The organism is Paenibacillus tundrae, assembly GCF_030812775.1.
In the GTDB taxonomy this organism is placed as follows: domain Bacteria; phylum Bacillota; class Bacilli; order Paenibacillales; family Paenibacillaceae; genus Paenibacillus; species Paenibacillus tundrae_A.
Genome location: NZ_JAUSTI010000006.1, coordinates 39,401 through 58,160, shown reverse-complemented (window position 1 = coordinate 58,160; position 18,760 = coordinate 39,401). Strand labels below are relative to the sequence as shown.

Here is an 18,760-nt window from a genome sequence, read left to right as displayed (position 1 = left end):
TTTGTTAAATTATGTGATTATACGGTGAAACGTGACAAGGTGTTTTTCAATTCGGTGGATACATTCTGCAGCTTATCAGACAGGTTAACCAGCTGATTACTAATATTTTGCTGTTCACTACTAAGTGAAGCAACCTCTTGTGATGTAGCTGATGATTGTTCGGCTACAGCGCTAACGTTACTCATCGCTTCAGATAGCGTAACCTGTGATTTGTTCAAGTCTCCAATTGAGCTTGTTGCCATATCCAGTCGTTCCACAAATGCACCCATTTGTTGCTGAACTGAAGCAAAAATGACGTTGGTATCCTTTACGGAATCCATCTGTTCTTTGAAGAGTGGATATGCATCTGACAGGGCTTCAACCGTTTCATTCATCTCGGCCATGATATTGTCAGTAATTTCCCCAACCATGTCAATCGATTTCCTAGATTGCTCAGCCAATTGCCGAACCTCATTAGCAACGACCATAAATCCGCGTCCCGCAGTACCCGCTCGTGCCGCTTCAATCGTAGCATTAAGGGACAAAATGTTCGTTTGCTTCGTAATATTTTGCATCACATCGAGCACCTTCAGAACAGAGGACGTGCTCTCTTTAAGGGAATCCACTTTGTTCACCAGTGCACCGATCATTTCTTCGGTCTTCTGAGTTTTTGTCATCAATTGATTCAAATGCTGAATACCCGTTTCACTGGACTTCTCAACATGACGTGCGGATTGTCCCATTTCCTCATTGGCTGCGACCACACTTTCCATCTGACGAGAGATGTTATCCGTGAGATCATTCCCACGCTCTGCTTCGTTTGCAAGACTGCTCGCACCTCCTGCAATCTCTTCTGTCGCTACAGCGATCTCAGAAGCGGAAACAGCCGTTTTCTTAGAAGCATTGCTGAGCTCCGACGCTGTATCCAGTACTTCTTGTGCAGAACGATTTGTTTGCTCAACCAGCTTGGTGATCTGCTCCATCATCTCATTGAAGGCAGCCGACAATTGACCTATCTCATCCTTAGATGTATACGGCGTACGAACTTTGAGATCACCTTTGGCTCCTTGTTGCATCAGGTCTTTCAATTTACCGAGCGGACGGGCAAACATACGAACCATCCAAATACCGATTAAGACTGCAATTGCAGCATCAAGTAGTGCCATCCACAATGTGAGCGTAAGAATACCCTTGGCATCTTTAACCAATACGGAGGTTGGCAACATGCCGATTAATTTCCAGTTGGAGGATTCCATCGTGCTATACACAGCTAACATCTCTGTGTTCTTACCATCCACCGTGTATTCCGTATTAAGACTTCCTGTCGTTTCGGTAAGGTCTTTGAAAAATGCCAGTTCGGTGTCTTTTCCTGTCCGATCCGGAATGGTAGAAGCCACTACTTTATTGTCCGGAGCAATCAACTGTAGAACTGAACCTGCACCTAGATCAAGCGATTTCAACTGTTCTTCCAATACTTCTAATTTAAGTTCAATAATTAAGACATACGATTGGTTGGAGCCTTGTAAGTTCTTCATTGAGCGAGCAATGCGGAAGGTTGGCATAGATCCATCTTCTTCATTCTCTGTAGGCAACCAGCGATATCCACCGGATTGGGTGAGTTCAGCATACCAAGGCTCAGTACGAATGCTTCCCATGGAGGAGCTACTATTGCCTGTACCCATCGTTGATTTCGTTTCATCCGTAGGAACCAAATAAATCGCTTCCATGGATTTGTTTGTAAAAGCAATATTGGACAACTGTTTGTTGATGGAACTAGAATTCACAAATAGGTCATACGCAGACAAGTTTTTGTCAGACATTTTCTGCAACAACGATTGCATCTCTGGATCGAAGAAAATCTGTGTGGATGTATCTACAAAGCGTTCCAAAATAATATCGAGTTTTTGCTTGGTTTGATCAATCGTCTCTTGGTTAGAAAGAGAGGCATTTTGTTCAATCGTGTTTTTGGCTTTATTATAAGATAAGAGCCCCAAGCTAACGACAAAGACCATAATTGCCGCAAAAAAGATAAAGAACAATTTGACGCCGACTGATTTAATTGGATTCGCTTTCTTAATTTGGGATAACGTTGACCCCCCTAAGTTTTTCCACTTTACGTTTTTCAAATCTGGCTTGCTCCATTTTACTTTAAAGGGCTTTTTATTCGAAGCACCATCCGCTTTGCTATGTACAGCTTTTCCCTTTTTCGTAATCTTTTCCTTTAACACGTTTAACACTTTATTTTCCTTCACCGGCTTTTCCTTCTTTTCCCCATTTTCTTTCTGCTTCTTTTGAACCATTTCCATTCACCTGCCAGTTTCTACTTGTTGGTTTTTCTTACTTTCCCCTATAAACATGTATTATTCGACAGGTTTCCTATTTCCCCTTTACTAAATCGAAAATTTTTTACAACTTTTTTCCTAATTTTCTATACAAAAAAGACCCCCATTAACCGATATACGGAGGTCATTTTTAGTGATTTATAACATAATATTGTTATTTCATAATACTATTTTGTTATATTATAGGCCTGTAAGACTATTTCTTTTTTCTCATCATATCGAAGTAAGAAATAGGTTGGTCTACTTTCATTTTGACACGTTGCAATGGGTGTCTTGCCGCATCCAGAACATTGCCTTCCTCATCCTGCAATTCTCCTACAACTTGTTTGAAGAATGTTCCACCTGGACCAAAAAACTCAATTTGATCGCCCGGCTTAAAGTGATTGCGTTGTTGGATTGTCGCCATACCCGTTGTAGCATCATAATCCATAACAAGCCCTGCGAAGTCATAAGGAACTGCTTTTTCTTCTGGCTCGTAGATGTGATCCTCATGATCTGGTGTGTCATAGAAGAATCCTGTGTTTAACGGACGGTTTGCAGCTTTATTCATCTCTTCAACCCATTCCGGTTTCAACACATAATTTTCTGGATCTGCCATATAAGAATCAATTGCTTGACGATACACGTTAACCACAGTGGCTACATAGTGGATGGATTTCATGCGACCTTCGATTTTGAAGCTATCCACACCTACGTCGATCAATTCAGGAATATGTCCGATCATGCACAGATCTTTGGAACCCATCGAGAACGGATTATCCTGTTTTTCAAACAACGGAATCTGATTCTCACCTAGGTTAAACGGAGCAGGAGCTTGCATCTGCATCTCTTCTTCGCTGACCCATACCCCTTCTTCTCGTGCATCTTCGAATAGATCATACTTCCAGCGGCAGGATTGGCAGCAGCCTCCGCGATTGGAGTCCCGATCCGTAAAGTGGTTGGAGAGTACACAACGTCCAGAATATGAAGAACACATTGCACCATGGATAAAAGCTTCAATCTCGATATCGACATGCGCCTTGATCTCCTCAATCTCCTCAAAGCTTGTCTCACGACCTAGAACGACGCGTGGCAGTCCTTCATCCTTCCAGAACTTCACGGCTTGCCAGTTAAGCGTTGATTGTTGGGTACTCAAGTGAACCTCAAGTCCAGGAACCGCACGCAGTGCTACATCAATAATAGCTGGATCTGCAACGATTACAGCCGAAATGCCGGCATTGTACAGATTCTGAAGATACGTTTCAATCCCCTCAATATCTTCATTATGTGCATAGATGTTCGTTGCCACAAACACTTTCGCTCCGTATTTCTTGGCAAATTCCACACCTTCACGCATTTCCTCAAAGCTAAAATTGTCTGCATTCGAACGCAAGCCGTAAGCCTGTCCACCAATATACACAGCATCTGCGCCGTAATGGATTGCAAACTTCAATTTTTCCAGATTCCCAGCCGGAGCAAGTAGCTCCGGTTTATCCAGACGGTTACGTTTGCCGGAGAACTTCCGCTGTACCGCCACTGTTTCCATTTTCTTCACCTCTTCTATTAATACACCTGTTCTTTGTAGAAAAATCCAAATGATAATTCCCGTTCAGGATCTTGCAATTCACGCACTTCATCCAGCCAGTCCTCAGAGAAAGCATATGCATCCGGATCTGAGATATAATGATCAATTGCTTTTCGATAGGCTTTAACTACAGCTACATTGTAGGCTAGTGGCTTCAAAATGCCTTCAACCTTCAAGCTATGCACGCCTGCCTCCATTAGCAAATGTAGATCCTCCAAAATGCAAATATCCTCTGAACTCATAATATGTGTCCCATTCACATCTTCATAGATCGGAAATTTCTCATCCCGTCGCTCAGCTTCAATCAAGAACAAACCACGCTCTTTGCCCAAATGTCCTTCCACAGGACGACCCTGATGCGCCATATAACTTTGTACGAGACTACGCTTGGAATGATAAATATTAGTCATCCCATGTACCTGTACCTGAGCCTCCACCTTCAGAAGAGGAACCATTTCCGTAATTTCGTCCATGTTCAGCTCGCGAGCCAATACGACACGACTAGCACCTTTTGTCCCCCAGTAGTTGGCGGTGGCATAGTTAGTTGAAGTCATCTCTGCATTCCAATGAAGCTGAATGTGCGGAGCGTATTCTCGAATAGCTCCAAGCACTGACGGATCATTGAACTCCACTCCGTGTACACCGATTTTGCCCAATGCTTGCACATACTCAGGCAGTTCCTTCAGCAGATCATTAGACATCAAGTTCGTCATAGATACATAGACGCGTGCCTGATGTTGAGTTGCAATTTCTACGACCTTTGCTGTCTCTTCAATAGTGAAGCTACCAGGAAGCCGCATACCGAATCGATCATCCCCAACTAACAGGGCATCCGCACCTGCCTGTAACAGCACCTCTGCTTCATTTACATTCGCTGCCGTAACCAGCAGTTCATGTTTCTTACTCATATACATCCCCTCCGCTTATTGCGCAGCCTTACTCTTGGCTATATTTTGCTGATGTTCCTTATACGTTTTGGCAAACAAATGCTCAGACGAACCATCCTTTTTGGTTACATAAAACAGGTATTCTGAAGCTTCTGGTTGAAGTGCCGCCTGAATGGACGGGAGACTTGGACTTGCGATGGGGCCCGGAGGTAACCCTTTGTTCAGATACATATTGTAGGGACTCTCTACCTTTAGATCCTTGAAGAGCAATCTAGCCTTTGGCTTGTCCAACAAATACTGCACTGTAGCGTCAATCTCCAGCTTCATGTCCTGATGAATCCGATTATAGATCACGCCCGCGACTAGAGGACGTTCCGCATCGACGACAACTTCTCTCTCCACTAACGAAGCGATGGTCAGCAATTCATGCAATGACAGCTTCTTCTCTTGCAGCTCTTTCTCCAGATCCGGAATTGAATTCACTTTGGTCTGGAACTCCTCTAGCATGCGCTGCATGACATCATGAGTAGAGCTGTCCTTTTTGAGTTCATAGGTTTCTGGGAACAGATACCCTTCGAGCACATAACGCAGCTCTTCATCTACTGGAATATCTTTAATAATATCTACATCAAAGGCAGAAGGGTCATTGGCAAGCTTGATAAATTCATCGCGGTCCACAATGCCTTCTTCTGACAATTTATCTGCCATTTGCAGCACAGTATACCCTTCCGGAATCGTAAATTTCACCATTTCCTCGGGTACAACCTCACCACTATTCAGCTTGTTCACGATCTCCTCATATGACACACCTGGATTCATCGAATAGGTGCCTGCCATAAAATTCGACCCTTGCTTCTTCCATTTTAAATAACCTTTAAAAGCTAGACCACTTCGAATAAGGCCTTCTTGCTGTAGTTGTTCTGCAATTTTTGATGTTCCAGTTCCACTTTTGATCTCAAAAACGATCGGCTCTGTTGAAGCTTCGAGTGGACGCGTCAAGTTCCAGGCATAAGCACCAGCTCCACCGGCAGCTATAACAATGACAAGCAGAAGGATCATCCAGACTTTCCCTTTCAAAAAAGAAACAACTCCTTTACACAACCAAAAAGAGCGGACTTCTCCGCCCTTCCGGTTTCTTCAATTTGAAGCTGATTAATCTTCATCAATGGGAAGTGTACATTCATCGTATAATTCCGAGATGTTCTCCCATTCTTCATCATCGTCAATCGTCACTAACTCCGGCATGATCTGGTCTTCACTACCTGGCAATACTCTCAGAAGTTCAACTTCGTCATAAGGACGCAATGAGCTTCGAAGTACGGCGTATTGCTGACCATGCACTTCGAATTCAGCCAGCAAGTCGTAGGGATGTGATTTCCCGTTCTCTTCCTCGAGCTCAACGTGAGCACCAAAAGCCAAACGCAGTGAATCTGTCCATTTTAGGTCTTTGCGGCTGTATTCAGTCATTTAGTTCGCTTCCTCTTCATCTTCAGCTAGAAATGTATTAAACGTCTCCTCAACGATATCCCATTCGGCATCATCTTGGATGACGAAAAGTTTAATGTCGTCGCCCTCTTCTTCGTAACGGAATGCATATACATCCGTCTCTCCATCCTCGGGCTCAACCGGAGCAACCATCATGTACTTGGCCTCCGAACCATCTACTTCAAACTTCATGATGACTTCGAATTCTTCTTCATTGCCCTCGTCATCCGCGATGTAAATAATCTCCGATTCTTCTTCCATACCCAGTTGATCTTCAGCCATTGTTGATCCCCCTCACCTTTTACTGTTGGCATCTAAATAGTTTTGCAAAATCAAGCTTGCGGCCATTTTGTCCACAACCTGCTTGCGTTTTTTCCGACTGACATCCGCTTCAATCAGCGTTCTTTCCGCTGCCATGGTTGTCAGCCGTTCATCCCAAAGGTGAACAGGTAAATTCAGTTCGCCTCGTAGGCGTTCGGCAAAATCGATACAGATTTCACCACGCGGCCCTACGGTGCCGTTCATGTTTTTGGGGAGCCCTACAACGATCTCGCTAACCTCGTGCTCGCGCACAAGCTCGGCAATTCGACCGAACTCACCTTCATCCCGGCGGCGTTCAAGCACTTCCAATCCCTGGGCAGTCCAACCGAAGGCGTCACTAACAGCAACTCCGATTCTTCGGTCCCCATAATCCAAACCTAATATTTTCATCATGCTCTCCCATCCTCAAGCCTGCTTAGGAGGATGAATCATCCTCTCTCTCAAGCTTCAGGCTGACTACTGTCGGTTCATTTTCCGCTGCCTTACATGGGTTGCATCACAGCGGAAGCGGTGTACATTACCGGTGATTGGCCAGATAAGAACGTACAAGCTCTTCAATGAGCTCATCACGCTCCTTTTTCCGAACCAGGCTGCGTGCATTGTTGTGACGAGGGATGTATGCGGGGTCGCCAGAGATCAGATACCCGACAATCTGGTTGATAGGATTATACTCCTTATCGACCAGTGCATCATATACCGTGAGAAGAATCTCTTGGGATGATGCCTCCTGCTCGTCAGCTTTCACATTAAATTTAACCGTCTTATCCATGGAGTCCATTGATGACACCTCGCTCCTGCATGAACATGGGGACCATGTCCTGCCGAATTGATTTCTGCTTATATAATAACATATTCTGACTGTCACGAGTAAACAAAGGAGAAGCGAATTGTGTTTTTTGCTTGACTGTTGCTGTTTACAGCAAGTTGCTTCTGTTCATTCGTAACTGAAAACAGTAATTTATATTCGCTTCATCCTCTGTAGATGTTCAATTCAATTGATTTCGTTAGAATTAAACAACATGCTCACTTACAAGTGATACAGCCACTTTCAGTGCTTCATCCAGCTTGGATGCGTCCTTACCTCCAGCTTGTGCCATATCAGGGCGTCCACCGCCGCCGCCGCCGCACACAGCTGCAACTTCTTTGACAATCTTGCCCGCATGAAGCCCTTGCTTCACTTGCTCTGCAGGTACAGCAACAACAAAGTTCACTTTACCATCTGCAGGCGCACCCAATACGAGAACCGCATTAGGCAGTTTTGCCTTGAGTTCATCCGCTACAGTCCGCAGTGCATCCATGTTCGGAGCATCAACACGAGCCGCTAGCACTTGTGTGTTACCAGCTTGTACAACTTGGTCGGTCAGTTGACCTGCTTCCATTGCGCTTAGCTTGCTTTGCAGGGATTCAGCTTCTCTTGCGGCTTCTTTTAATTGTTGATTCAAACCTTCGATCCGTTTAGGCACATCAGCAACATTTGCTTTGAGCAAGGAAGCGGATTGTTTCAACAGTTCTAATTGGCTTTCAACATAGAGGTACGCACCACGACCAGTTACAGCCTCAATGCGGCGTACACCGGAACCAATTCCACTTTCACTTACTAATTTGAAAATACCAATCTCCGATGTATTATTTACGTGGCAACCGCCGCAAAGTTCCAAACTGTAGTCTCCTACTTGAACTACGCGCACGATATCCCCGTATTTTTCACCAAATAGCGCCATTGCGCCCATTTCCTTGGCCTCATCGATCGCCTTCAATTCAATGTTCACGTCCAAGCGATTCCAGATCTGCTCGTTGACCTGACGCTCGATTTCCGTCAATTCTTCCGGTGTAATGCTACCGAAGTGAGAGAAGTCAAAACGCAGACGCTGTGGTTCAACCAATGATCCTGCTTGATTAACGTGAGTTCCTAGTACATCCTTGAGCGCTTTGTGCAACAAGTGGGTTGCCGTATGGTTTTTAATAATATCCCCACGTTTGGACGCATCCACCTCTGCTTTAATGACATCACCTACACGCAGCTCACCAGCTTCTACCACAACCAAATGCACATGTTGTCCCATTGGAGCTTTGAACAAACCTTGGACTTTAGCAGTCATGTTAGCTCCGCGCAATAGACCTTGGTCACTGACTTGTCCGCCACTTTCCGCATAGAACGGCGTCTGGTCAAGGATGACTTGGCAAGACTGCCCTTCACCGACAGCATCCACAAGTGCTTCGTCAGCAACGATAGCTACCACTTTTGCTTCCTTCAACAGGTCAGTATAACCAACAAACTCGCTTTTAACCTCCAGATCAGCAAGAGGGCCACCTTGAGCCTTCATACTTTCGTTCTCTTGACGACCTGCACGTCCAAGATCACGTTGTCTCTGCATCGATACATCGAATCCTTCACGATCTACCGTGAGGCCATTCTCAGCTGCATAGTCTTCTGTGAGATCAAACGGGAATCCATATGTGTCATACAATTTGAAAGCTTCTGGACCATTGATAACCGTGCGTCCTTCCGCTTTAGCTGCTGCACTAATATCAGCTAGAATCGCCAATCCATCGCTAAGTGTTTCGTGGAAACGCTCTTCTTCCGTTTTGATCACTTTAGCAATGAACTCCTGCTTCTCGACCACTTCTGGATAGTACATGCCCATAACTTCACCAACAGTTGTTGTCAGTTCATACAGGAACGGACGGTCTAGTCCAAGTACTTTACCGTAGCGCACTGCGCGGCGGAGCAAACGACGGATTACATATCCACGGCCATCATTACCTGGCAGAATACCATCACCTACAGCAAAAGAAACCGTACGGATGTGATCCGCAATCACTTTAAGCGCAACGTCGATCTCCACGCTATCATTATATTTAACACCGGCAAGTGCCGCTGTTCTCTGAATCATCGGTTGGAACAGATCGGTATCAAAGTTGGAATCCACATTTTGAAGAATGGAAGCAAACCGCTCAAGGCCTGCACCTGTATCAATATTTTTGTTCGGAAGCGGTGTGTAGCTGCCATCTTTATTGTGATTGAATTGTGAGAATACCAAGTTCCATACTTCGAGGTACCGCTCATTCTCCCCACCTGGATACATCTCAGGATCATTCATATCGTTGCCATAAGCTTCGCCGCGGTCATAGAAAATCTCCGTACATGGTCCACAAGGGCCTTCACCGATGTCCCAGAAGTTCTCGTCCAGCTTAATAATCCGTTCTGCCGGTAGACCAATCTTTTCATTCCACAGCTTGAACGCTTCTTCGTCTTCTGGATATACCGTTACGGACAGACGCTCTGGGTCGAAACCAATCCACTCTTTGCTTGTCAGGAATTCCCATGCCCATTCGATGGTCTCTTCCTTGAAGTAATCACCAATGGAGAAGTTACCTAACATTTCGAAAAATGTATGGTGACGGCGCGTTTTGCCGACATTTTCGATATCATTCGTACGAATACATTTTTGCGAGTTCGCAAGACGCGGATTCTCTGGCTTCTCACGCCCATCAAAATACGGTTTGAGTGGCGCCATCCCTGCATTAATCCACAACAGAGATGGATCATTGTGAGGTACAAGGGATGCACTTGGTTCAATTTTATGACCTTTACTTGCAAAAAACTCTAACCATTTAGACCGAATTTCACTAGCTTTCATGTTGGTCTTCCTCCAATTTAATTATAATGTCCGGTGCTGTGATTCCCCGGTTCGTTAATCATTACAATACGATAAAAACAACACAAAAAACGCCCCTGATTAGATCAGGGACGATGTTATCGCGGTACCACCCTGGTTATTGCCATTTATTCAAGGATAAATAGACAATCGCCTCGTTGATGCGAATAACGGTCGCTTCCGGCAGGGTTGTCCTGCACTCCGAAATTAGCTTTCTGCCGCTTCAACTTCCAAGACTCTTCCAGCCATCGGACAGACTCAAACTTAATTGCATCTGCTCCGAAGGAGTCCATTCTCTGAGAAAGGAACCTCGACATACTTGATTTCATCATCGATTTCATATTGTGAATATACCCCCCTCATTATATCGATATGCCTATCAGGTGTCAACGCATGTCACTTCCGCTTCCAGACTGGCTTTATTCAATCCTTCGCTTAATGTAATATGCGAAGAAATGCTGCATAATCACTTTCAGGACTGCAAAGACAGGTACGGCAAGAATAAGTCCAACAATACCAGCTAGCTCTCCCCCGACGAGAAGGGCAAAGATAATGGACAGCGGGTGCAGGTGCAATGTTCGCCCAACCACCTGTGGTGATATGACGTTACTTTCTAATACCTGACATAACGTATTGACGATGATCACGAACAGCACCATTTTGAGAGATACGGTGGACGCCATTACGACTGCAGGCGCTGCCCCCAGGAACGGCCCCAGATAAGGAACAATATTAAACACAGCAACAATGCTTGCGAGTAGTAAGGCATAGGGCATATCGACAATCACGTAACCGATGTAGGCGAAAATCCCCACGATCACACATACAATAAATTGCCCACGAATGTAATTGCCCAATGCAGCATCAATCTCTTTCATAACTGAAACAATGGCCTTGCGACGTGAGCGGGGTAAGTAGGCAACAACGGTACGCTCAAATACTTCAAAGTCCTTAAGCATATAGAAAATAAGAAAAGGCACGATAAATACGTTGAACAATACGTTAATTGTAGCTCCGATATTATCCATCAGCACCGTAATCCCTTGTGTCAGCCGATCCTCCATCTGAAAAAACCAGCTATTCATACCCGTGCGCACGCTTGGCGGCATTAACTTGTTATCCATGCTATTCATTAAACTTTGGGCTCGCATCGAAAGCTCTGGCATATGTTCATTCAACTCTTCCAGTTGTTCAATCAATACAGGAATCACATTCATTAAGATCACGCCGATACAGGTTAGGAAAAAAGCATAAATCAGCAGGACTGCAATTGTCCTCGGCACTTTACGCCCACCTAGCATACTTACAATTGGATTCAGAACATAAGATATGATAAGGGCTACGATAAAAGGTGCCAGAACTGTTTTCAGAAATCCATATATATGAAGCAGCAATGGCCTTAACAGCCAGATAAAATATAAAATAATCAAGCCCAGTAGCAGCCAGATGGCGTAACGGAACAGCTTGTGTTTGGTTAATTGCTCCACTTGTATCTCTCCCTTTTGGACTGGCTCTGAAAGTCAGTATATGTAGGAAAGAGAATATTTATTATCAGGACGTGTCTCAAAACTCGCTGAAGTGCATCTTTTACCGCCTTTTCGCCCCTGTTGCATACCTCGGAATCTTCAGACACGTACTAGAGGTTGTTCAAAAAAGCCCGAAAACGCATTTATCGAACACGCACTATCTCTAGACGCAAAAAACGCCTCCTTCTCACTGAGAAGGAGGCGCATGTTGTAATCCAGTCGAGCATATATTATGTCATACTCTATGAATTACTATGTAACCACACATCTATATGCCCTGTCCCGCATATTGCAACAGCATTTAACGACATAAACTGTCATCAAACCGCATATAGAGGAAGTTCGTTGACTTTAAGTACGTGTTCAAAAAGGTCGGTTTTCAGTACCAAGAAGATGGGATGAAGCTAGAAATGGAGTAGCGGAGCGTAGGCAAAACTACGTGAGCAACGGACATTTCGGCTGAATCCCATATTCGACGTTGAGATGCCACTCGCGCATCTTTCGTAATCAAAAGCGGACTTTTTGAACAACCTCTTTAAGAAGAGGCGTGCAGGTGAGGGAAGTCTTGTGGCAACTCTTCACCGAAGAACAAGTCATCGAGTGAGCTAAGTGTGCCGTCTTCTTCTACCTGATACACGGACATCTTCTCTCCGTTCACCGTTAATTCGATAAAGCATCCCCAGCAATAGAACTGGTGGGAACCAATTTTCCCGATATCTTTGGAACTACAGTTTGGACATTTCATATTCATTCACCTATCCATTAACAGAATGAATGGCATTTTCCAAGCGCTGCTCACTCAGTGGAGGTACCATAACGGCATTTTCCCCGATAGACATATCGCTTGTACATGGCAGCCATTTACGGCCCTCGATCAGATCGGACACGAACCCGTCCGTAATTTCAATCCCTATTATTGTATTTCCCAACTCTTGGTCAAAATAAACATCAGAGATTCGTCCTAATAACAAACCCTCTTCAGTAAGTACATTTCTCTCCTTCAATTTAGACTGACCGAGAAGGTACGTATGTTTTATGTCGTCGGCTCCCGTCTTGCGGACAGCCTGTTGATTACGGATCATGACGGCATCTTCGCCGTAGGCAACGATATCTTGCCACTGCACGATTTTGACATGACTGGTAAACAGGCCTTTGTTCTCAAGTTCAATGCCTTCAATTTTCCAATCGTCACTCACAATGAAATCCTGGATTTTGCCGACCTGTTTGCCATCCTCAACATCAAAAACAGCTAGACCGATCATTTCCTGAAGCTTCATCGTAGGGTCCCCCTCATCTTCTTATCATTAAATAGGCGCGGTGCTATCATTGTTAGGTATGCCCAAAGCTTATGAATGGCAATCAGATACCAACATCCAAACCGCTCTATCCAACCGATGAAATGGAACTTCTTCCCTCCTTATGTCCCATGTGTAAAGATCCCCTTAGGGTCTATTACGCAGTCGCCCAAGAATGGTTCCAATTTTTTCGGCGGTTATCCTGATTTCTTCCGTAGTATTACCCAATCCCCAGCTAAAACGAATCGCTGAATGCAAAAATGCTTCTGGAAGCTTCATCGCTTTGAGCACATGGGACAATTCAAGAGAACCTGATGTACATGCCGAGCCGCTGGCAACAGCAATCCCCTCCATATCGAGGTTCATTAACATCGTTTCCGTGGACACTTCAGGGAAGCTAATATTTATAATGTTGGGAAGCGTGAATTCGGGGTGGCCGTTCACATGAAAATGCTCTGCCCCTACGTGCTCTTCCAGCTGTTGAAGCAACAATGCTCTAAGCTGCAGATCATGCTCGTAACGCAATTGTTGTTCTGCCGAGACAAGTCTTAATGCTTCAGCGAATCCAGCAATGCCAGCCATATTCTCTGTTCCCGCACGTCTCTGCCGCTCCTGCAACCCTCCATGTGCTCTTGCTTCCAGTACAACGCCACGCCGCACATAGAGTGCACCGACACCTTGTGGTCCATTGATTTTGTGAGCAGAGAAACTAATCAAATCCACAGGCAAGTCATGACAGGAAATTTGTTGTGTACCCAATGCTTGAACCGCATCAGTATGGAACCAGATATCATGTTGTCTTGCAAGCTCACCAATCTCACGTATAGGCTGAATGGTACCCACTTCATTGTTGGCAAACATAATCGTAATCAGAATCGTGTCTGGGCGAATAGCATCACGTAACTCATCCAAGTTAATTCTTCCGTGTTGATCAACAGGCAGATAAGTTACTTCGTATCCTTGACGCTCCAATTCTTGACATGTATGCAATACGGCATGATGTTCAATCTCCGTTGTAATGACATGACGTCCACGATCTTTTCTTGCTGACACCGCACCAAAAATAGCTAAATTATCACTTTCCGTTCCACCCCCAGTGAATACTAGCTCGTCCGGCAAACAACCCAAAGCCTTTGCTACAGCATCTCTTGAGCCACTGACAACGCGTTTGGCATCTCGTCCAAATGCATGAATACTAGACGCATTCCCATATTGCTCTGTCATAACTTTCATCATCGCTTCTGCGACTTGTGGATGCATTGGTGTGGATGCAGCGTGATCCAGGTAGATTCTTTGCATTTCACTTCACTCCGTTATCGTTAAAGTACGAATTCGCAATTAAATTCACATGTATAAATATGCTTAAATAGCTCGTTGCATGGCTAAAGCCCCCATTAATGGGGGCTTTATATGTGTGATCTCTGATGCTCGTCATCTTATTTAGATATGAAACATTTCATTAAATGTAGAACATATAGCTGTCTTTTTTCTCCTGATCTTCGAACGTAATAAGATCCTTCAATGTCGTGGAATCCAGCACCTCTGCAATGCTATCACGAATACGCAGCCATAGATCCCGCTTAGCTGGGTCATCCTCTTCGGTGAAGTCCACCGGAGAGATTGGCCCTTCCAGTACGCGAATCACGTCACCTGCGGTTACTGTCGCAGGATCCCCTGCCAGAATGTAGCCACCGTATGCACCCCGAATACTTTTAACAAGTCCTGCATTACGCAGCGGAGCGATCAGTTGCTCCAGATAATGCTCGGAAAGCTGGTTACGCTCGGCAATGCTTTTAAGTGATGTAGGGCCTTCGCCTGTTCTTGCAGCCAGCTCCATCATGATTGTGAGACCGTAACGGCCTTTTGTTGATATCTTCAAAGGAGTCACCTCTTTCAATTTTCGAAAAAACGCACGATAAATCTGAACTTACCCTATGTGATTCATGACCGTCTTTCCCTTATGGTGTGGTTAAGAATGGGAAAATACAGGTCTTATACTTCTAATCCTACGTATTCCGATCATAACCCTCAGCTAATGTTAACATATCTGTCTGCGTTATGGAAAACAAAGATTGACGATTTTCAAAAAATGTACGCCTACAGTGGACACTATCCAAAATTGGCCGGGTGTATCGTAACTTAGACCAGGTTATGCTAAAATAAGAAAAGCGTCCATGGACGTGCTTCATAGAAGCTTGATCGCATTCAGCGAAAATGTTTCTTACCTTATTAGAAAGAGGATGCTCCGAGGCTTTCACTTTCTGATATGATAAGGAACGAGAACGAAACACATTTATATATAGAAGTGGTGATAACGATGTCCAAAACAATTGAAAATACACGGGTCGTCGTTGGCATGTCCGGGGGTGTCGATTCTTCCGTAACTGCACTCTTATTAAAAGAGCAAGGATACGATGTCATCGGCATTTTCATGAAAAACTGGGATGACACAGACGAGTTCGGCCACTGTACCGCTGAAGAAGATTCAGAGGATGTGCGCCGGGTTTGTGAACAGATCGGCATTCCATACTACACTGTCAACTTCGAGAAAGAATACTTTGATAAAGTATTTTCCTATTTCCTTGATGAATATAAGTCAGGTCGTACGCCAAATCCTGATGTCATGTGTAATCGTGAGATTAAGTTCGGCGAATTCCTGAACAAAGCGCTTGATCTGGGTGCAGATTATGTAGCAACAGGTCACTATGCCCGCCTTGTTGAAGAGGATGGTCAATTCAAACTGCTGCGTGGTGTGGACAATAACAAGGATCAGACTTATTTCCTTAACGCACTCAATCAGAACCAGCTATCCAAAGCAATGTTCCCGATCGGTCACCTTCCCAAACCGGAAGTACGCAAAATTGCTGAAGCAGCCGGTCTGTACACTGCGAAGAAAAAAGATAGTACAGGTGTATGCTTTATTGGTGAGCGCAACTTCAAAGAGTTCCTGAGTAACTACCTTCCTGCCAAAGGTGGAGATATGGTCGATATCGTTACCGGTGAAGTCAAAGGTCGTCATGATGGCCTCATGTACTACACACTTGGACAACGCCAAGGTCTCGGAATTGGTGGGTCTGGTAATGGTGAGCCATGGTTTGTTGCTGATAAGGATCTGGAGCGTAATCAACTGCTTGTTGTACAGGGCGATGCCCATGCAAGCTTGTACTCAACAGGTCTCACAGCAACTGGTGTAAACTGGATTGCCGGCGCAGAGAATGTGCCTAACGTTCCGTTCCGCTGTACCGCGAAATTCCGCTATCGCCAGCCAGATCAAGGCGTAACGCTGACATGGCAAGAAGACGGTAGTGTCGATGTACAATTCGACCAGCAGCAAAAAGCCATTACACCAGGACAAGCTGTCGTTTTCTACGACGGAGAAGTATGTCTGGGCGGTGGAACTATTGATCAGGTACAAAAAGTACCTGTACCTGCAATGCAATAACAAGCGCTCTTTATAATGTCGTGTTGGGCTGTTTGCAGAGTCCTTCCTTCCTCATAAAGAAAGCCTTGTATCTCGATAAGAAAAGCCATCTTTCATGTATACCATGAAGGATGGCTTTTTTCCTGCTTTTTATTGCAAAAAAAATAAATTTTTCTTTCTTGGCAACCCGACTGATTTCCTTGCTCATCAACCGATCCAGGTTCCTACATAAGCGGCGGCTACACCTAGCACAACTGAACTAGCTACATACACAGCAGCTCGGGCATACCGTGCTTGATTCAACAACCCAAGTGTTTCATATCCGAAGGTGGAGAAGGTGGTATATGCTCCGCAGAACCCTGTACCTCCTACCACCCATAACCAATCCGGTATTATCGCCGACTGATGCCAACCATACAGCAAACCCAGCAGTAGAGAACCACTAATGTTAATCATCCAGGTTCCCCACGGAAACCCTGTACCAATGGACCCCGTAATCCATTTTCCCAGACTATAACGAAGCAATGCACCCACCATACCCGCACACCCAATCCACAGGATCATGAAGCACCTCCTGCCGACGATTTGCTGAGCATACGATGTCCAATTTTCATGCCAAGCCCACAGAGAAGCAGCCCAGCAGCCAAACTAACAAACAGGTATATGAGAGATCTTTCCCATAGTCCTCCCTCGATCAATCTCACGATATCTAGACTGAACGTGGAAAATGTAGTGAACGCCCCTGTAAATCCAGTGCCAATCGCAAGGCGAAGTTGAGGTGTTATTTTACCCGGGATAGCAACGGTGAAGAACCACCCCAGGAACAGGCTGCCAATCGCATTAATCAACAGCACCGCCCAAGGAAAACCTTCATTCGCTGCTGGTATCCAGACCTGTACTCCATACCGGGTAAGTGTTCCTACCAATCCACCACACGCCACAAATATGAATTCTTTCATAATTACAGGTCTCTGCGCCGCTGTTGATTCAGCCGAATCTTCGATTCATTCCCCTGCTCTGTCGCTTCGTAAAATACACGGCGTGATAGCTGCTTAGGTAGGTATTCCTGCTTCACATAATGACCTGGATAGTTATGCGGATATTGATATCCTTCATGTCCAAGTTTCACCGCGCCCGAGTAATGGGTATCCCTCAAATGAAGAGGAACCTCTGCCGATTTCACTTCATCGATGGCATTCATCGCTTTGGATATGGCTGTGTACACCGCATTCGATTTAGGGCTCTCTACCGCGAATAGAATCGCTTGAGCAATGTTCAGCTTGGCTTCAGGCCATCCGTTGTTCCGGTATGCATCCAATGCGCCAATGGCTTGTGTCATCGCTTGTGGGTTAGCAAGTCCAATGTCCTCACTGCTCGCTGCAATCAGGCGACGAATAAATGTCATCGGATCCATGCCGAGTTTCTCCACTGCATATAAAAACCAGAATAATGCCGCATCACTAGAACCACGAATGCTCTTGTGGAAGGCAGATAACACATCATACTGCGTTGATTCATCCGCTTTTACGATGGGACGCCGAATCGATTCCTCCGCTACACCAAGTGTAATATGAATCGTACCATCCTTCTCCGGTGGCGTCGTCAGGGCAGCTAGTTCAAGTGCATTTAACGCTCGGCGAATATCCCCATTAGCCATCGTAGCAATATGCTCTAGCGCTTCCTCGTCTACCGTCAGCTCCATGAAGCCCAGCCCTTTGTCTGCATCCGTAAGCGCACGACGCATCGCAATCAGAGAATGCTCCTTGTTTAAAGACTCCAACTGGAACAGGGTGGAACGACTCATTAAAGCTCCATTCACATAGTGAAAGGGATTCTCTGTCGTAGCCCCGATAAAAATAATCGTACCTTTCTCCACTGCCGGAAGAAGCGCATCCTGTCTAGAGCTATTGAAGCGATGAACCTCATCCAGAAATAGAATCGTTTTGGTTCCATACAGCTGTTTGTTCGTCTGCGCCTGTTCTATCACTTCACGCACATCTTTGACAGAGGCATCCACTGCGTTGAGACGCACAAATTGCCCCTGTGTATGCTTCGAGATGATGTTAGCAAGGGTTGTCTTACCACAGCCTGGAGGGCCGTATAATAAAATCGAGGAAATCTGATCCGCTTCGATCGCACGTCGCAGCAATTTCCCCTGTCCAATAATGTGTTCTTGTCCAATATATTCATCAAGCTGCTCTGGCCGCATCCGGTCAGCGAGCAGTCTTGCCTGTGGCTGTGAATCTTGTTGAAATGAAAATAAATCCATGATCTATCACTT

At 45.2% G+C, this 18,760-nt stretch carries 19 protein-coding genes; 1 reads left to right on the top strand and 18 read right to left on the bottom strand.

Features of this window, described 5'->3' with window-relative positions:
• Positions 1 to 17 precede the first annotated feature (17 nt).
• The 15 genes from J2T19_RS12315 to cymR all read right to left on the bottom strand — a co-directional run bounded on the left by J2T19_RS12315 (position 18) and on the right by cymR (position 14,937).
• Positions 18 to 2,279 carry a methyl-accepting chemotaxis protein gene (locus tag J2T19_RS12315; protein ID WP_307216043.1) on the bottom strand — a complete coding sequence of 754 codons (2,262 nt, stop codon included), beginning with the start codon at positions 2,277 to 2,279 and terminating at the stop codon, positions 18 to 20.
• 238 nt (positions 2,280 to 2,517) lie between these two features.
• The gene (locus J2T19_RS12310) at positions 2,518 to 3,846 is read right to left on the bottom strand and encodes a peptidase U32 family protein (RefSeq protein WP_307216041.1); all 1,329 of its coding nucleotides are present in this window, start codon (positions 3,844 to 3,846) and stop codon (positions 2,518 to 2,520) included.
• Positions 3,847 to 3,863: 17 nt separating this feature from the next.
• Complete coding sequence (locus tag J2T19_RS12305) at positions 3,864 to 4,793, bottom strand: peptidase U32 family protein (RefSeq protein ID WP_307216039.1); 930 nt, start codon at positions 4,791 to 4,793, stop codon at positions 3,864 to 3,866.
• Between the two features lie 15 nt (positions 4,794 to 4,808).
• Complete coding sequence (gene mltG / locus J2T19_RS12300; protein ID WP_307216510.1) at positions 4,809 to 5,831, bottom strand: endolytic transglycosylase MltG; 1,023 nt, start codon at positions 5,829 to 5,831, stop codon at positions 4,809 to 4,811.
• Positions 5,832 to 5,924: 93 nt separating this feature from the next.
• Positions 5,925 to 6,239, bottom strand: a complete 315-nt coding sequence (locus tag J2T19_RS12295) for a DUF1292 domain-containing protein (protein ID WP_128103253.1) — start codon at positions 6,237 to 6,239, stop codon at positions 5,925 to 5,927.
• Complete coding sequence (locus J2T19_RS12290) at positions 6,240 to 6,539, bottom strand: DUF1292 domain-containing protein (protein WP_024633075.1); 300 nt, start codon at positions 6,537 to 6,539, stop codon at positions 6,240 to 6,242.
• A 12-nt stretch (positions 6,540 to 6,551) separates the two neighbouring features.
• Positions 6,552 to 6,968 (bottom strand): Holliday junction resolvase RuvX, encoded by a 417-nt coding sequence (gene ruvX / locus J2T19_RS12285; protein ID WP_186380887.1) that lies wholly within the window; start codon positions 6,966 to 6,968, stop codon positions 6,552 to 6,554.
• 127 nt (positions 6,969 to 7,095) lie between these two features.
• Positions 7,096 to 7,356, bottom strand: a complete 261-nt coding sequence (locus J2T19_RS12280; RefSeq protein WP_056701269.1) for an IreB family regulatory phosphoprotein — start codon at positions 7,354 to 7,356, stop codon at positions 7,096 to 7,098.
• Between the two features lie 232 nt (positions 7,357 to 7,588).
• Positions 7,589 to 10,219, bottom strand: a complete 2,631-nt coding sequence (gene alaS, locus J2T19_RS12275; protein WP_307216034.1) for an alanine--tRNA ligase — start codon at positions 10,217 to 10,219, stop codon at positions 7,589 to 7,591.
• Between the two features lie 146 nt (positions 10,220 to 10,365).
• Positions 10,366 to 10,530: a hypothetical protein gene (locus tag J2T19_RS12270; RefSeq protein ID WP_307216032.1), complete on the bottom strand. Its 165-nt coding sequence runs from the start codon at positions 10,528 to 10,530 to the stop codon at positions 10,366 to 10,368.
• Between the two features lie 126 nt (positions 10,531 to 10,656).
• On the bottom strand, positions 10,657 to 11,724 hold the full coding sequence (locus tag J2T19_RS12265) for an AI-2E family transporter (protein ID WP_307216030.1): 1,068 nt from the start codon (positions 11,722 to 11,724) through the stop codon (positions 10,657 to 10,659).
• A 574-nt stretch (positions 11,725 to 12,298) separates the two neighbouring features.
• On the bottom strand, positions 12,299 to 12,508 hold the full coding sequence (locus J2T19_RS12260; protein WP_024633070.1) for a YrzR-like zinc ribbon domain: 210 nt from the start codon (positions 12,506 to 12,508) through the stop codon (positions 12,299 to 12,301).
• A gap of 10 nt (positions 12,509 to 12,518) precedes the next feature.
• A complete protein-coding gene (locus J2T19_RS12255) occupies positions 12,519 to 13,040 on the bottom strand; it encodes a PRC-barrel domain-containing protein (RefSeq protein ID WP_056701263.1) in 522 nt (173 codons plus the stop codon).
• Between the two features lie 165 nt (positions 13,041 to 13,205).
• Positions 13,206 to 14,357 (bottom strand): cysteine desulfurase family protein, encoded by a 1,152-nt coding sequence (locus J2T19_RS12250; RefSeq protein WP_307216025.1) that lies wholly within the window; start codon positions 14,355 to 14,357, stop codon positions 13,206 to 13,208.
• 160 nt (positions 14,358 to 14,517) lie between these two features.
• Positions 14,518 to 14,937, bottom strand: a complete 420-nt coding sequence (gene cymR, locus J2T19_RS12245; protein ID WP_056701259.1) for a cysteine metabolism transcriptional regulator CymR — start codon at positions 14,935 to 14,937, stop codon at positions 14,518 to 14,520.
• Between the two features lie 438 nt (positions 14,938 to 15,375).
• Between cymR and mnmA the strand changes: the two genes are divergently transcribed.
• Positions 15,376 to 16,500 (top strand): tRNA 2-thiouridine(34) synthase MnmA, encoded by a 1,125-nt coding sequence (gene mnmA / locus J2T19_RS12240; RefSeq protein WP_307216022.1) that lies wholly within the window; start codon positions 15,376 to 15,378, stop codon positions 16,498 to 16,500.
• A gap of 186 nt (positions 16,501 to 16,686) precedes the next feature.
• On the opposite strand, the gene crcB (J2T19_RS12235) is transcribed toward mnmA, so the two are convergent.
• The 3 genes from crcB (J2T19_RS12235) to J2T19_RS12225 are packed head-to-tail and all read right to left on the bottom strand — an operon-like array spanning position 16,687 to position 18,748.
• Positions 16,687 to 17,043 (bottom strand): fluoride efflux transporter CrcB, encoded by a 357-nt coding sequence (gene crcB, locus J2T19_RS12235; RefSeq protein ID WP_307216021.1) that lies wholly within the window; start codon positions 17,041 to 17,043, stop codon positions 16,687 to 16,689.
• Entirely contained in the window at positions 17,040 to 17,438 is a 399-nt protein-coding gene (gene crcB, locus J2T19_RS12230) for a fluoride efflux transporter CrcB (protein WP_307216019.1), read from the bottom strand. Before crcB (J2T19_RS12230) ends, crcB (J2T19_RS12235) begins: the two co-directional genes overlap by 4 nt.
• 2 nt (positions 17,439 to 17,440) lie before the next feature.
• Entirely contained in the window at positions 17,441 to 18,748 is a 1,308-nt protein-coding gene (locus J2T19_RS12225; RefSeq protein ID WP_307216017.1) for a replication-associated recombination protein A, read from the bottom strand.
• Between the last annotated feature and the right edge of the window lie 12 nt (positions 18,749 to 18,760).

Coding starts and splice junctions, on each gene's coding strand:
- J2T19_RS12315 (WP_307216043.1), bottom strand. CDS start 2,279: ATGGTTCAAAAGAAGCAGAAAGAAAATGGGGAAAAGAAGGAAAAGCCG.
- J2T19_RS12310 (WP_307216041.1), bottom strand. CDS start 3,846: ATGGAAACAGTGGCGGTACAGCGGAAGTTCTCCGGCAAACGTAACCGT.
- J2T19_RS12305 (WP_307216039.1), bottom strand. CDS start 4,793: ATGAGTAAGAAACATGAACTGCTGGTTACGGCAGCGAATGTAAATGAA.
- mltG (WP_307216510.1), bottom strand. CDS start 5,831: ATGATCCTTCTGCTTGTCATTGTTATAGCTGCCGGTGGAGCTGGTGCT.
- J2T19_RS12295 (WP_128103253.1), bottom strand. CDS start 6,239: ATGACTGAATACAGCCGCAAAGACCTAAAATGGACAGATTCACTGCGT.
- J2T19_RS12290 (WP_024633075.1), bottom strand. CDS start 6,539: ATGGCTGAAGATCAACTGGGTATGGAAGAAGAATCGGAGATTATTTAC.
- ruvX (WP_186380887.1), bottom strand. CDS start 6,968: ATGAAAATATTAGGTTTGGATTATGGGGACCGAAGAATCGGAGTTGCT.
- J2T19_RS12280 (WP_056701269.1), bottom strand. CDS start 7,356: ATGGACTCCATGGATAAGACGGTTAAATTTAATGTGAAAGCTGACGAG.
- alaS (WP_307216034.1), bottom strand. CDS start 10,219: ATGAAAGCTAGTGAAATTCGGTCTAAATGGTTAGAGTTTTTTGCAAGT.
- J2T19_RS12270 (WP_307216032.1), bottom strand. CDS start 10,530: ATGGACTCCTTCGGAGCAGATGCAATTAAGTTTGAGTCTGTCCGATGG.
- J2T19_RS12260 (WP_024633070.1), bottom strand. CDS start 12,508: ATGAAATGTCCAAACTGTAGTTCCAAAGATATCGGGAAAATTGGTTCC.
- J2T19_RS12255 (WP_056701263.1), bottom strand. CDS start 13,040: ATGAAGCTTCAGGAAATGATCGGTCTAGCTGTTTTTGATGTTGAGGAT.
- J2T19_RS12250 (WP_307216025.1), bottom strand. CDS start 14,357: ATGCAAAGAATCTACCTGGATCACGCTGCATCCACACCAATGCATCCA.
- mnmA (WP_307216022.1), top strand. CDS start 15,376: ATGTCCAAAACAATTGAAAATACACGGGTCGTCGTTGGCATGTCCGGG.
- crcB (WP_307216021.1), bottom strand. CDS start 17,043: ATGATCCTGTGGATTGGGTGTGCGGGTATGGTGGGTGCATTGCTTCGT.
- crcB (WP_307216019.1), bottom strand. CDS start 17,438: ATGAAAGAATTCATATTTGTGGCGTGTGGTGGATTGGTAGGAACACTT.
- J2T19_RS12225 (WP_307216017.1), bottom strand. CDS start 18,748: ATGGATTTATTTTCATTTCAACAAGATTCACAGCCACAGGCAAGACTG.